At 65.1% G+C, this 13,412-nt stretch carries 14 protein-coding genes; 10 read left to right on the top strand and 4 right to left on the bottom strand.

What is annotated here, in order from left to right:
- The first annotated feature begins 37 nt into the window (after positions 1-37).
- From MSG_RS16195 to MSG_RS16180, 4 genes are all read left to right on the top strand, one after another.
- Positions 38-1,837: an AMP-dependent synthetase/ligase gene (locus tag MSG_RS16195; protein WP_096441149.1), complete on the top strand. Its 1,800-nt coding sequence runs from the start codon at positions 38-40 to the stop codon at positions 1,835-1,837.
- A gap of 245 nt (positions 1,838-2,082) precedes the next feature.
- Entirely contained in the window at positions 2,083-2,220 is a 138-nt protein-coding gene (locus MSG_RS25215; RefSeq protein WP_170063165.1) for a hypothetical protein, read from the top strand.
- Between the two features lie 121 nt (positions 2,221-2,341).
- Positions 2,342-3,802 carry an MFS transporter gene (locus tag MSG_RS16185; protein ID WP_232011299.1) on the top strand — a complete coding sequence of 487 codons (1,461 nt, stop codon included), beginning with the start codon at positions 2,342-2,344 and terminating at the stop codon, positions 3,800-3,802.
- A 38-nt stretch (positions 3,803-3,840) separates the two neighbouring features.
- On the top strand, positions 3,841-4,383 hold the full coding sequence (locus MSG_RS16180; RefSeq protein ID WP_096441143.1) for a GNAT family N-acetyltransferase: 543 nt from the start codon (positions 3,841-3,843) through the stop codon (positions 4,381-4,383).
- An 80-nt stretch (positions 4,384-4,463) separates the two neighbouring features.
- Here MSG_RS16180 and MSG_RS16175 read toward each other — a convergent pair whose 3' ends face one another.
- Positions 4,464-6,764 (bottom strand): putative bifunctional diguanylate cyclase/phosphodiesterase, encoded by a 2,301-nt coding sequence (locus MSG_RS16175; protein ID WP_096441141.1) that lies wholly within the window; start codon positions 6,762-6,764, stop codon positions 4,464-4,466.
- A gap of 212 nt (positions 6,765-6,976) precedes the next feature.
- Between MSG_RS16175 and MSG_RS25665 the strand changes: the two genes are divergently transcribed.
- Positions 6,977-7,150, top strand: a complete 174-nt coding sequence (locus tag MSG_RS25665) for a hypothetical protein (protein WP_232011054.1) — start codon at positions 6,977-6,979, stop codon at positions 7,148-7,150.
- Here the strand turns inward: MSG_RS25665 and MSG_RS16170 are convergent.
- Together MSG_RS16170 and MSG_RS25660 are read right to left on the bottom strand one after the other, a co-directional pair.
- The gene (locus tag MSG_RS16170; RefSeq protein WP_232011053.1) at positions 7,147-7,779 is read right to left on the bottom strand and encodes a histidine phosphatase family protein; all 633 of its coding nucleotides are present in this window, start codon (positions 7,777-7,779) and stop codon (positions 7,147-7,149) included. The genes MSG_RS25665 and MSG_RS16170 overlap by 4 nt on opposite strands.
- Positions 7,780-7,997: 218 nt before the next feature.
- Entirely contained in the window at positions 7,998-8,540 is a 543-nt protein-coding gene (locus MSG_RS25660; RefSeq protein WP_096441139.1) for a chitin-binding protein, read from the bottom strand.
- A 299-nt stretch (positions 8,541-8,839) separates the two neighbouring features.
- Between MSG_RS25660 and MSG_RS16160 the strand changes: the two genes are divergently transcribed.
- Both MSG_RS16160 and MSG_RS25910 read left to right on the top strand, forming a co-directional pair.
- Positions 8,840-9,682, top strand: a complete 843-nt coding sequence (locus MSG_RS16160; RefSeq protein WP_096444599.1) for an acyl-CoA thioesterase domain-containing protein — start codon at positions 8,840-8,842, stop codon at positions 9,680-9,682.
- Between the two features lie 158 nt (positions 9,683-9,840).
- Positions 9,841-9,969 (top strand): hypothetical protein, encoded by a 129-nt coding sequence (locus tag MSG_RS25910; RefSeq protein WP_258173945.1) that lies wholly within the window; start codon positions 9,841-9,843, stop codon positions 9,967-9,969.
- A 25-nt stretch (positions 9,970-9,994) separates the two neighbouring features.
- Here MSG_RS25910 and MSG_RS16150 read toward each other — a convergent pair whose 3' ends face one another.
- On the bottom strand, positions 9,995-10,612 hold the full coding sequence (locus MSG_RS16150) for a TIGR03085 family metal-binding protein (RefSeq protein WP_096444598.1): 618 nt from the start codon (positions 10,610-10,612) through the stop codon (positions 9,995-9,997).
- Positions 10,613-10,674: 62 nt separating this feature from the next.
- Here MSG_RS16150 and htpG point away from each other — a divergent pair, with 62 nt between their 5' ends.
- The 3 genes from htpG (at position 10,675) to MSG_RS16135 (ending at position 13,410) form a co-directional block, all read left to right on the top strand.
- The gene (htpG, locus tag MSG_RS16145) at positions 10,675-12,600 is read left to right on the top strand and encodes a molecular chaperone HtpG (RefSeq protein ID WP_096441137.1); all 1,926 of its coding nucleotides are present in this window, start codon (positions 10,675-10,677) and stop codon (positions 12,598-12,600) included.
- Between the two features lie 71 nt (positions 12,601-12,671).
- Positions 12,672-12,887 (top strand): hypothetical protein, encoded by a 216-nt coding sequence (locus MSG_RS16140; RefSeq protein ID WP_096441135.1) that lies wholly within the window; start codon positions 12,672-12,674, stop codon positions 12,885-12,887.
- Between the two features lie 244 nt (positions 12,888-13,131).
- Positions 13,132-13,410, top strand: coding sequence for a PPE family protein, SVP subgroup (locus MSG_RS16135; protein WP_142404470.1), 279 nt, complete (start codon positions 13,132-13,134; stop codon positions 13,408-13,410).
- Positions 13,411-13,412: the final 2 nt, after the last annotated feature.

The following is a 13,412-nucleotide window of genomic DNA, read 5'->3' as shown; positions in this document are numbered from 1 at the left end:
GCTTGATGATCGCCCACGATTCACGAAGCTGCTGAACATGCGCGAATTCAGCATTCCGGTAGGGTTCTCGATCGACGAGCGGGACACCATCGTCCGCAGCGTCTACGCGCACGAACGCGACGACCCCGACCATGTGATCTTCGAGCGCCTCGTCGACGGAGTGTGGACGGGTGTGACCTGCGCTCAGGCCGCCGAGTCGATTCGGCGAACCGCACTCGGGCTGATCGCGAATGGGGTAAACGCCGGGGACCGGGTGGCGATCCTGGCGGGAACCTGTTACGAGTGGGTGATTCTCGACTACGCGATCCTCTCGGTAGGTGCGCTCACGGTCCCGATCTACGACACGTCGTCGGCCGAGCAGGTGCGTTGGATCCTGGAGGACTCCGGCGCGGTGCTAGTCATCACCCATACGGACGCACATGCCCACTTGGTCGAACAGCTAAGCGACGAGCTGCCGAATCTGCGGACGATCTTGCATCTTGACGACGGCGCCGGACGGACGGCGCTGGGCGAGTTGGCCGAGGCCGGACAGACGGTGGGGATCGGGTTGCTCGAAGACCGGTTGGGGCGGCTGCGCGCGGCGGACCCGGCAACGTTGATCTATACATCGGGCACGACGGGCCGACCTAAAGGTTGCCAACTGACGCACAGCAATCTGCTCTTCGAAACACGCGGCGCTGCAGCATCTTTCCCGACTCTGCTACGCAAGGGTGAACGCCTGCTTGTCTTCTTGCCGCTCGCCCATGTGCTGGCACGCGCGCTGTCCATGTCCGCCTTCGCGACCAAGGTCACGATCGGCTATACCGGTGACATCAAGAACCTGATGCCGACGCTGGCCGTCTTCAAACCCACCATGCTGGTGTCAGTGCCGAGAGTTTTCGAAAAGGTCTACAACGCAGCCGAATTGAACGCACGCGAAAATAGCAGGCTTGCGGTGTTCCACATCGCCGCCCGCACGGCGATCGAGTGGAGCGTGGCGCAGACCGGAGGCGGCCCAAGCGCCCTGCTGCGGGCGCGCCACGCGTTTTTCGACCGGCTGGTCTACCGGAAGCTGCGCGCCGCGCTGGGTGGTGAGTGCCGCGCCGCGGTCTCTGGCGGAGCCTCATTGGGCACGCAGCTGTGCCACTTCTACCGCGGGGTTGGACTGACGGTTTACGAAGGCTATGGCCTGACCGAGACCAGCGCTGCGATCACGATAAACCGGATCGGCGACGAGCGGGTCGGCACCGTCGGAAAGTTGTTGCCGGGCAACAGCATGGCCGTGGCGAACGACGGCGAGGTGCTGGTGCGCGGCGGCGTGGTGTTCAACGGCTACTGGCACAACGAGGCGGCCACTGCGGAGGCGATCGTCCATGGCTGGTTCCACACCGGCGACCTAGGGTCGGTGGACGACGACGGTTTCTTGTCGATCATCGGGCGCAAAAAGGAGATCATCGTGACCGCGGGCGGCAAGAATGTCGCGCCGACTGTGCTCGAGGACAAAATGCGGACTCATCCGCTGATCAGCCAGGCGATGGTGGTGGGGGACAACAAGCCCTATGTGGCCGCGCTCATCGCGATCGACCCGGAAGGGTTCGATGTGTGGAAACGGCAACACGGAAAGACGCTCAGCGCCTCGGTGGCAGAACTGATCGACGACCCTGATCTGGTCAGCGAAGTCGAACAAGTGGTCAAGGAGGCCAACCAGGCGGTGTCGCACGCCGAATCGATCCGGAAGTTCCGAATCTTGCCGGTCGATTTCACGGTACTCACCGGTGAGTTGACTCCGACGCTGAAGGTGAAGCGCAACGTGGTCGCCACGCGCTTCGCCGACGACATCGCGGCACTGTATGGGTGACCGGTCGGTCGGCGTGGTCGATCGCCCGGTGACGGAAAAACAAAATCATCGCGAATTTTTGGCTCGGCAGGAAGGCAACCGCTAGCGGTTGACGCGCGCAAACGCCGTCGGCGTCAGTCATTTTGGGCATTCCAAAAGGCGGATTTTTAACCTTCCGGGCGACGAAGCGAGCGGGGTAGCCTGGGCGCGTCACCCAGTGTCTCCTTATTGGGAGGAGGCAGGTGATCGTCTTGCTAGGAGGAACCATGTTGGTGGTCCGCGGATTCGGTGGTGGCGCTGGCGGGGGCAAGTTGTCGGGTGGCGGCGCCGGCGGCGGCAAGCTCTTCGGTGGTGGCGCCGGTGGCGGCAAGCTCTCGGGCGGTGGCGCCGGCGGCGGTCGTTGATCGCGACGCACTGAAATTTCTCTTTGGCGCCGGCGGAGCAGTCCGCCGGCGCCTTCATGCGTGAGGTGCTGGCGATGGTGGCAGAGCCCGCGTGTAGCTGCCGCAGAGTTCACAGGTGAGCATGCGCGACGCCGCGCCGACGACCCGGGTCCTCGTGGTGGCGATCATGGTGTCGATGGTTGCGTTCCTCAGCAGCGCTGTCGCGAACCTGGCGCTGCCGGCCACTCAACGTGATCTGGGCGGCGGGCTATGGCTGCAACAATGGGTCGTCGGTGCCTACTTGCTGGCCTTGGCGGCCACCGTCCTGCCGGCCGGCTCCATCGCGGATCAGTTCGGGCGCATCCCGGTGATGCGTTTCGGGTTGACCACCTTCGGCGTCGGCGCCGTGCTGGCGGCCAGCGCGACATCGCCCCTGATGTTGATCGTCGGCCGCGTCGTCCAAGGCTTCGGCGGTGCGTTCCTGGTGCCCGGCTCCGTCGCACTGATCAACTCGGCCTACGAGCCGGCGGACCGGCCTGCGGCCATCGGAACCTGGACCGCATGGACCGGGACCGCGTTTGCGCTGGGCCCGCTCATGGGCGGGTTAGCGGTCGACTACCTCAGCTGGCGATGGATCTACCTGCTGTTGGTAGTCCCGATCGTTGTCAGCTTCGCCCTCACGTTCTGGCTGATTCCGATGCCCGGGCCGCCCACAGCCGGCCGCGTCGACATCGCCGGAGCCGCCTTGTCGGCGTTCGGGCTGACCGCGACGGTCTGGGCGCTGATCGAAGCGCAGCAGCGCGGGTGGGACGCCCTGCTCGTCAATGCGGCGTTCGTGGTGGGCGGCGTCGCGCTGCTGGCATTCGTTGCGTGGGAGCGCCGCACCCCCCATCCCATGTTGCCGTTGGGGCTATTGACGATTCGTAATCTTGTCGGCGCCAACCTGGCCACGGCGTTCGTCTACGGCGGCCTCACGCTGGGCTCGATTGTGATCGCCTTGTACGCCCAAGAGATCGCCGGATACTCAGCCACCGCCGCGGGTTTGGTGATGCTGCCCACCCCGATCTTGTCGTTTCTTTTTGCTAGATACGTCGGCGTCGCGGCCGCCCGCTACGGGCCCAAGCTCTTCGTCATGGGTGGTGCGGTGCTGGCCGGAGTCGGGTTTCTGCTTATCCATCCGTCCGCACAATGCTTCAACGTCGCGACGCGCCTGATGCCGGGAATGATCGTGGTGGCCACCGGGCTGGTCCTCACCATCACTCCGCTGACGTCACTCAATCTGTCGGCCGTAGCACCTGAGTACGGCGGGATGGCGGCAGCGATCCAGAACGTCGTGGGCCGGACCTCCGCTCTGACCGCGGTGGCCTGCGTGGGGTTGGTCGTGGCCGGCTCGCTGACCGACGCCAGCTTCTCGCGGGTGCTTCGGGTCAGCGCAGTCTTGTTCTTCGTCGCCGCGATGATCTGCGCCTCCCTCGTCAGGGACCGCGCCGTGCCGGCCGAGTCGGTCCCCTGCGAAGTCGCGGCCCTCTGTGTCGACCAGCATGAGCTGCTCGCGGATCTGTCGCAGCCGGATCTGACTCCGCTTTTCGATCGAGGCGATTGATGTCTGCACGTCCCGGCGGTCACTGGCACACTGCTGGCATGGAGGTGATCGCCGACGGTGTGCGGCCGGCGTCCGCGCACGATGCGGCCGCCTGCATGGCGATTTATCGGCCGTATGTCGAGCAGACGGCGATCAGTTGGGAACTCGACGTCCCGAGCGTGGACGAGATGGCGGCGCGCATCACCGCCGCCCGCCGTACTCACGAATGGCTGATGCTCGAGGATGACGGTCACGCCATCGGCTTCGCTTATGGGCACACGTTGCATCGCCTGCCCACCTACCAGTGGTCGGCCGAGACCGGTATCTACGTTGACCCCGACCATCATCGCGAGGGCGGTGGCCGCAGGCTCTACACGCATCTGCTGCACCGGCTCACCGAGCGTGGCTACCGTCGGGTGTTCGCTGGAATCACCCAACCCAACGAAGCCAGTAATGGTTTCCATCGCTCGTTCGGATTCGAGTGCGTCGGGCTCTATCGGCGAGTCGAATGGAAACTCGACCGCTGGCATGACGTGGCGTGGATGCAACTCGATCTGTCCGACATGGACGATGAAGATAAGGCCCCCGGGGTAATCGTGTGATGGCGCATAACTGTTCACCGTCGAATCCGGCTACGAGGAATACCGCGGAAATTTCGCCCGGCTGATCCGTCGCGCGGTGGCTACCGCGTCATGAGCTCCCGGCTCGGCGCGACGTGGGGGATTTCGGACGCCGGCATCGGGCGGGAGAAGAAGTTTCCTTGCACGGCATCACAGCCGAATTCCCGGAGTTTTTCCGCCGTTTCCCAATCTTCGACACCCTCGGCGACACACGCGATGCCGAACGCTCGTGCCAATTCGATGATCGAGCGCGCGATGGTGGCTGCGCGTTCGTCGTGCACGATCGGTGCGACGAAATTTCGATCGAGTTTGACGTCGTCGATCGGCAGCTCACGTAGATAGGTGAGAGTCGCGTAGCCGCTGCCGAAGTCGTCGATCGCCACTCTGATCCCGTTCTCGCGCAACCGGTTCAGCACCGTGCGCGCCTTCGAAACATCGGTTACCAGAAGGTCTTCGGTGATCTCAACGGTGAGTGAACTAGGCGGCATCGCGTGCGCGTCGAGCACGGACATGATGCGGTCCGGCAGGGCGTCCTCGTCGACGGACGGTGCCCACAAGTTGATGGCGACCGGGACAGCCGCGCCCGCCGCGTACCATTGCGACGCGTCAGCAACCGCCCGCGACAGCACCAGGTCGGTGAGCGCGTCCATCAAGCCATGGTCGCGCACCAGGGGTAAGAACTGTGCCGGCTCCAGCACGCCGAATCGTGGATGCCGCCAACGCACCAAAGCCTCTGCTCCGCAGACAGATCCGGTCAACACGGTGAATTTCGGCTGGTATAGCAGGGTCAGCAGGCCTTCGTCGATCGCGCGGCGTAGTTCGCCCAGCAGTTGTAGTCGGGCAATCGCATCATCTTGTGCCGGGTCTTGTGCGAGTTGTGCGTCCATGTCGGGGGTGTACGTTCGCACGTTGGTCGAACTCGCCAGTTGGGCGCGGTGGCGCGCGGCATCGGCCTGCTTCACGAGAACGCCCGACGCCAGCCCCGCGCCGAGTTCGTAAGGAGCCGCAGCGACGCCGATGCTCAGACGAATGTCGATGCGGTGATCTTTGATGGTGAGGGGCTCGACGAAAGATCGGGCAATCCCCTCGGCGACCCGCACGGCGACCTCGGGGCGGTCTTCGACCAAAATCGCGAATTCGTCCCCGCTGATGCGCGCGACGGTGTGGTTTACCCGGACGTTGGCGCGAATGCGTTCGGCGACGCTGCGCAACAACTCGTCGCCGACGGCGTAGCCCAGCGTGTCGTTGACCAGTTTGAAATCGTCGACACTGATTGCAAGCACGCTGACAGGCACCGCGTGGTGAACCTGGAGCAGTACCGCGTGGTCCAGCCGATCCTCGAACAGTCGCTGATTTGCCAGCCCGGTTACGGGGTCTCGCAGGGCTGCGTCAGACACAGCGGTGAGCAGACGCCCCTTGCGATCCAGGAGCAGCAGATGGCGAATCAGCGTCGTGACGAACAACAGCACGCAGATCCCGAAGATGAACGCCTCGCCCCTGTGTGCGGGCCAAAAATGCACGGCGCCAACGACGATCGCCAAGAAAACCGGCAGGTACGGCAGCCAGAGCGACAACCTCGACGGCTGCGAGAAACCGAGATCGAGTGCCGGCGCCGGACGGGACGCAATTCCCGACAGCGCAATGAAATACATTCCGCAAGCCCATCCGAGTATGACGACATCGTTGGGCACCTGCCCGGGATGGTTGTCACAGATGCGGATCACCCCGGCCGCCCCGATGACGGTCCACCCCAGCGTCATCAGTGTCGGCGAAAGTTTGCGGCCTGGCTCCGCTTTCCGCACGGTGATGAACGACATGACGACAAGCCCCAGATACACGGCGGTGGCGACGATGAGCATCATGCGCGGTGCGCTGACTCCGGCTGCGGTCTGGCCGAAGTGGCCCAGGACCAGAATCGCCAGCACGATCAGCAGCGACGTGGCGACGAGGACGCCGTCAAGCAGGAGGCTGACCCCGAATCGGGCGTCCTCGCGGCTGGGAATCGCAACCGCGGTGGCCAAGGCGCACAGGGGTAAGACCACGAAGCCCAGGTCAGCCGCCGACATTTCCGACATCGACGGGATCCCGCCCACAACGGCGTACCACCAGACAGCTTGGCCGGCCGCCCAACCGGCCAGCCCGATACTGAGCATCGTCCAGGCCAAGCGTTGGCGGCCCCGGGCGGACCGGGCCGCAATCACCGCACAGGCGTTGGCAAATACGCTCAACACCCAGAGTCCCACCGGGCGGGTCAGCGAGTGATCCCAAGCACCGCTGTCGGCGAGTACCAGCGCACCGAACACCAGCAGTCCGACCGTCGCCAACCCCGCCACCGCAGGTCGTATCGGTGTCAGTGACAACATTCCCCCGCCTGTCGGGTGCGGCTACCGAATGCAGAATAAGCCACATCCCAAAGTTGCTCGGCAAATTTGTGTCGGCAACGTCGTCGATGGTACCGACGTCGGTCGAGAGTTCCATGGCGGCGCTTGGCCGAATACCAGACGCGTCGCCCGGCGCGGCCGGCACTGCGCCTACGCTAGCCAAAGATCATTTCGGGTGAAGTGGAGCCGGGCACATGACGGAAGCGCGGCGGCGCGGGCTCAACAACGCGATCACCCGGACGTGGAGTTTCCTGGCACCCGTCTACGACCTGCCACCGGCTTCACGATTACCCGATCAGCACCGCATCCCGCGGCCACCGTGGACGCGGATCGTGTCCGACTTGATCACCACGGGCACGAAGAGCTAGCACGGCGGGGGATCGGCATCCCATTCGGTCAAAGTCCAACCGTCGGAGGGATTTCCGGTGAGCACGACGCGGCCGACGTTGGGCAGCGGCCTGCTGGTCAGCAGCGACGGGTCGGCATTCCGGACGTTCATCAGCACCCACATCATGATCGCCCCGGAATGCGAGAACGCGACAGGATCCCGCTGGCCGCTGTCGTAGATGCGTTGGACGGCCTCATTGAAGCGGGACTCGAATTCGTTGCCGTCCACCGAACCGGGGATTCGCGCATCGCGATCACCCTGGACCCAGCGTCGCGGCGCGGCGAGGTAGGTCTGCGCGTTGGCCTCCGGTGTGCCCTCGTACTGGCCGGCCTCGATCGCCCGCAGCCCGGGTAGCACGGTGATGGATTCACCCAGCAGTTGCGACGTCGGTGTCGCGGTTTCCTGGGTGCGGATCATCGTCGAGGCATAGATGCCGTCGTAGTGGTTGGCGACCAATTGGGGAGCCACAGCCGTGGCCTGGCACCAGCCCTTCGGCGTGAGCTCGGGACCGGGGACCGAGGTGTCGATCAAACCGGAGGCGTTGCCCGCCGACTGCCCGTGCCGCACCAGCGTCAGCGTGATGGTGTGCGGGCCTGCTGCTTGCGCCAATCCACAGCTCGCGGCCGACACCGCGACGAGGGCAATAGCGATGAAACCCCGTATGTTCACGGCAATTTCACCAGAGCAGAGGGAACGTGAGATTTACCCGCTGATTCACGCGAATAGTGTAAAGCGCTTTCGGTGGCCGTGCCGTGTGGGTGCAGGCCGGTGTCGACAGGATGACGCCCGCCTCGCCGAGCGGCGAAGCGGGCGCCGTGACGGCCGGTTTACAGCGGGACCCAGACTCCGAAGAACCAGAAACCCCACGCGTTGAATCCGGGGTCCCACACGGGCGTTTCCTGGTAGCCCCAGTAGTTGATCGGGCCGTAGTTCCAGGGAGCGCCAGGAGGCGGGAGCGGTCGGTCCCAAGCTGGACGCGGTGGCTCACCGGGTCCCCACGGCGCGGGCCCGTCGCCCCACGGAGCTCCGTGGAAGTAGCCGCGCTGCGCGTCGCCGTGCCACGGCCCGCCGGGGCCACCGGGTCCACCCGGTCCGTTGGGTGCGCCGGGGTGCCCAGGCCCTCCGGGTCCACCGGGTCCACCGGGAGGGGGTCCGCCGGGACCACCAGGACCACCGGGTCCGCCGGGGCCGCCTGGGTCATTCGGCGCGGTCGGGGCGTGGACGTTCGCCGGAGTCGGCGCGCCATGCCCACCGGCTGGAGCCGACGGTTGTCCTGGCGCGGCGTTCGCGAAGCCGGCGCCCATTCCCAGTGCCGCTGCGGCAAGCGCGCCGGCGATGATTCCTGAGGCAATCAGGTGCTTGAGTCTCATCTTTCCCCCAGTTTTTCTCTTGTGGTTTACGAAGGGCGTTAACCCCAACCTGTACCGAGGCTAATTAGCTTGGCTATGAGTCACCTGTGGCGTCCCCCAGCGGTTCCTTTGCCCGGCGCCCGAGGGCTTGATTCGCCGGTCAACTGCCCAAACGCCGGCTTTTCGACGCTATCCCTGGGCTGCTGTCGAGAAAGCTAAGCCCATCTAGGTATACGCAGGAAGGCAAACTGTAATATCTACTGTTGCGTGCCTCAGAACAGGAGTCTCATGGGAGTCCGGTACTCGCGGAGAACCACATGGTGAGCGAGCCCCACCTGCTGCCGGACGACATTGCCGAGCTTGCGTCGATGCCGTATTTCGTCCGCGATGGAAGTCGTTACGTGCCAACGGCCATCGCGCGCGGCGGCTGGGGCCCGTCGATGAGCGGACACGTCGTGGGCGGCATCCTGGCCGGGGTGCTGGAAGGGACGGTCGACGACCCAGAGCTGCAGCCCGCACGACTGACCGTCGACTTGCCCGCGCCGGCGGCGCTGGAGCCCTTCGAGGTGCACACGCAGGTACAACACGTTCGTCGGCGCTTACGGCTGGTCGAGGCGCATCTCATCCAGCGCGGCGAAGCGGTGGCACGCGCAAGCGCGCTATTCCTGCGCCGCGGCCCGCAGCCCGACGGCCAAGTGTGGTCACAACCCGTGCGGATGCCGGCGCTACCGACCGAGGCCGACGGCGGAAACCCGACGCTTTTCCTGCGGACCTACGGCTGGGGCGGTGAGCTGCAGAGCCCAGACCCGGATTGGGACACCTCGGGCCCCAAGTACACGTGGTTGCACGAGACGCGGCCGTTGATCGGGGGCGAACCGCTGAGTCCCTTCGCTCGTGCGGCGCTCTGTGCTGATGTCACGGCCGCGATCGCCAACTGGGGCAGCAAGGCGCTGCAGTTCATCAACGTCGACTACACGCTGACGCTGAGCCGGCTTCCCGAAGGGCCGCACATCGGGCTGGCGGCGCTGACCCATTACAGCGACCACGGTGTGGCTAATGGTTCCGCCGTCGTCGTCGACCGCAAGGGGCCGGTCGGCAACGCCGTCGCGGTGTCGATCGCGCACTCGGGATTTCGTCCACCGGTCCTGCCGCCGGCCGGATGACCAACGGCGGCGGGGTCACCTACTGGGCACTGATCGCCTAAGCGGCACGGCGCCAACCGAATCGGCCGTTATTCGCCGACGACCACGGCCGGACCCTGAGTGCACCTCGGCTACACGACGCCGCGGGTGCGACGGCCACCGCCTTCGCCGAACGCGGCATGAGAGCGGGCACCGTCGTCTCGTGGCAGCTGCCCACCACACTCGAAGCCGCGGTAGTCATTGCCGCTATGGCGCGCAATCAGTTTGGCAAGGTCATCAAGAAAGAACTCCGCGACGCCCTCGGCTGAAGGTGTCACGGTGCGCGGCGGCCGGCTACAGCCCCTTGGGTGCGTCCCGGACCGCCTGTACCGCGGCCGGATCGCCGTCGAACTCGACTTTGGCCTGCCGGCCGACCGCGAACAACAGCAGCTCCGCGGGCGGGCCGGTGACGGTCACCGCCGCGCCCTCCCCGGTGATCAGCACGGTCTTGCCCTCCGGGGTGCGCAACGCAAGCCGGCCGGGGACCTTGCCCAACGTCATCCGGGCCATCAGCGGCAGCGTGCGGCGCAGGCTCTTGTCCAGAGCGGGTTCGAGCACCCGCGGCGCCCAGTCCGGCTGCGCGCGGCGCACGTCCTCATGGTGGATGAACATCTCGCCGATATTGGCCACCGGGTCGAGCAGTTTCAGCGGCGAGTACACCGGCGGCCCGGAGGCCACCTTGTCCAGCAGTAGGTGCCAATCACTCTCGGCCACCTCGTTTTGCACCTTGGCGGTGTGGTCGGCGAAGAACGGGATGACGATGCCGGGCGCGGCATCCAGCCGGTACTCGCGGATGACGAGATGGGCGGCCAGATCCCGGGTCTTCCAGCCTTCGCACAGGGTCGGCGCATCCGGCCCGACGCTGCGCATGGTCTCGACAAGGGCGGCACGTTCACGCTGAGCAACAGACACCTGATTTCCCTTCACCGGTGACGCTGACGCGTCCAGAGTAAGGCCCGTTATATTCGGGTCTCATGAATGTGGGTGTTGAGCAGTTGGAGTTCCAGGCCGAAGCGCGTCAGCTCTTGGATCTGATGGTCCATTCGGTGTATTCCAACAAGGATTCGTTTCTGCGCGAGCTGGTCTCGAATGCCTCCGACGCGCTGGACAAGCTGCGGCTGGAGGCGTTCCGCAACAAGGACCTCGAGGTTGATACCTCCGATCTGCACATCGACATCGAGGTGGACAGGGCCGCGCGTACCCTGACCATCCGCGACAACGGCATCGGCATGACGCGCGACGAGGTGATCGGGCTGATCGGCACCCTGGCGAAATCGGGCACCGGCGAGCTGCGCCAGCAGCTGAGGGAGGCCAAGAACGAGGCAGCCTCCGAGGAACTCATCGGGCAGTTCGGCATCGGCTTCTACTCGTCGTTCATGGTGGCCGACAAGGTCGAGCTGCTGACCCGCAAGGCCGGCGAGCACGACGCCACCAGGTGGGAGTCCAGCGGCGAGGGCACCTACACCATCGAATCCGTCGAAGACGCCCCGCAGGGAACGGCGGTCACCCTGCACCTCAAACCCGAGGACGCCGAGGACGAGCTGCACGACTACACGTCGGAATGGAAGATCAAGGGCCTGGTCAAGCAGTACTCCGACTTCATCGCTTGGCCCATCCGCATGGAGGTCGAGCGACGCACGCCGCCCGCCGAGGAAGGCGGCGAAGAAGTCGTGACCATCGAGACCGAGACCATCAACTCGATGAAGGCCCTATGGGCCCGGCCCAAAGAAGAGGTCTCCGACGAGGAGTACAAGGAGTTCTACAAGCACATCGCCCATGCGTGGGACGACCCGCTAGAGGTCATCGCGATGAAGGCCGAGGGCACCTTCGAGTACCAGGCCCTGCTGTTCATCCCGTCGCACGCCCCCTTCGATCTGTTCAACCGGGATGCCCGCGTCGGGGTTCAGCTGTACGTCAAGCGGGTGTTCATCATGGGCGATTGCGACCAGCTGATGCCCGAGTATCTGCGCTTCGTCAAGGGCGTCGTCGACGCACAAGATCTGTCGCTCAACGTATCTCGCGAGATCTTGCAGCAGGACCGGCAGATCAATGCGATCCGTCGCCGGCTGACCAAAAAGGTGCTGTCGACGATCAAGGATCTGCAGTCCGAGCGACCCGAGGATTACCGCACCTTCTGGACCCAGTTCGGCAGGGTCGTCAAGGAGGGCCTGATGTCGGACTTCGACAACCAGGACGCCTTGCTGCGGATCTCCTCGTTCGCCTCGACCCACAGCGAGGAGGAAGCGACCACGCTCGCCGAATACGTCGAGCGGATGAAGGAGGGCCAGGAACAGATCTTCTATGCAACCGGCGAGACGCGTCAGCAACTGCTGAAGTCGCCGCACTTGGAGGCGTTCAAGGCGAAGGGCTACGAAGTCCTGCTGCTCACCGACCCGGTCGACGAGGTGTGGGTCGGGGCCGTCACCGAGTTCGACGGCAAGCCGCTGCAGTCGGTGGCCAAGGGCGAGGTGGACCTCGACTCCGGCGAGGACAAGAGCGAAGCCGAGCGCGAGGAACAGGAAAAGGAATTCGCCGATCTGCTGACCTGGCTGAAGGAGACGTTGAGCGAGCACGTCAAGGAAGTGCGGCTGTCGTCGCGCCTCACCGACTCGCCGGCCTGCCTGATCACCGACGCCTTCGGGATGACGCCCGCGCTCGCGCGGATCTACCAAGCGTCGGGGCAGGCGGTTCCGATCGGCAAGCGGACGTTGGAGCTCAACCCGAGTCATCCGCTCGTCACGGGGCTGCGCCAAGCGCACCAGGACCACGCCGACGACCCCACGGTCGCCGAGACCGCGGAGTTGCTGTACGGCACGGCGCTCTTGGCCGAAGGTGGTGCGCTCGAAGACCCGGCAAGGTTCGCCCAGTTGCTCGCGGACCGGTTGGCTCGCACGCTATAGGACCGTCTCGGCACTGCTCGGCGTATTTTCGGGCTCGATTGAAAGCCCATCGAAAGGGATAACCTCATCCCATGCCCGAGTTTCGAGCGCTCGACCCCAATGGAGTGGTCGTCGCGACGAAACATTTCGCCAACGCCGAGGCTGCCCATGCCTGGTTTATCGGCGTGCTCGGCGAAAGTTCTGAACTGGGTTGGCGCATGGAGGTCAACGACGACGGGCAATGGGCGTTTTTCGACGACACCGGCGGATTTACCGCCCCGATGAGCCGCCATCGGGAGAAGAGATGAGGGCGCGAATCGGCCGAGCCGTTCTGGCAAAGAAATTGGTGTAGCAGGTTGCCGGTGCCGCTCGGGAGCCTGCCGGGGAAAGCCCAGTGCCAGCACCATTTTTCGGGCCGTCGCGCCGGCGGACGAAGAGTTTGATGCGTCGTCGCCGAAAGTTCAAGCAATGCGCGTCGGGTGGGTCGGCATTATTGTACGGTTGTGCAAATTCTTGTCGGTCGCGCGGGACTTTGAAGAAAAGGCTACGGGCATGGGTCGCCATTCGAAGCTGGAGGGGTTGCCGTCGTACCACGATTTCTCCAGCGTGAGCGTGGAGTGCGCGGCCCTCGGCAGGTCGGCTTCGCTGGGCTCGCTGGCGGTGCCGTCGGGTTGGCCGACGGCCAACGCGACGAGCGAGACGGGCCCGTCCGCTACCGAGGCGGCGGGTGCGGCCCGGTCGCGATGGCTCACCTTCCAGGAGGGCCTGAAGGACCTGATGAGCGCTAGCCGTGCCACCTTCCACGACGACCAGCAAGCTTCGGTGGAGTAACG

The organism is Mycobacterium shigaense, from assembly GCF_002356315.1.
Taxonomy (GTDB): Bacteria; Actinomycetota; Actinomycetes; order Mycobacteriales; family Mycobacteriaceae; genus Mycobacterium; species Mycobacterium shigaense.
Note: the sequence above shows the minus strand (reverse complement) of the source record. Positions and strands in the feature narration are given on the sequence as shown.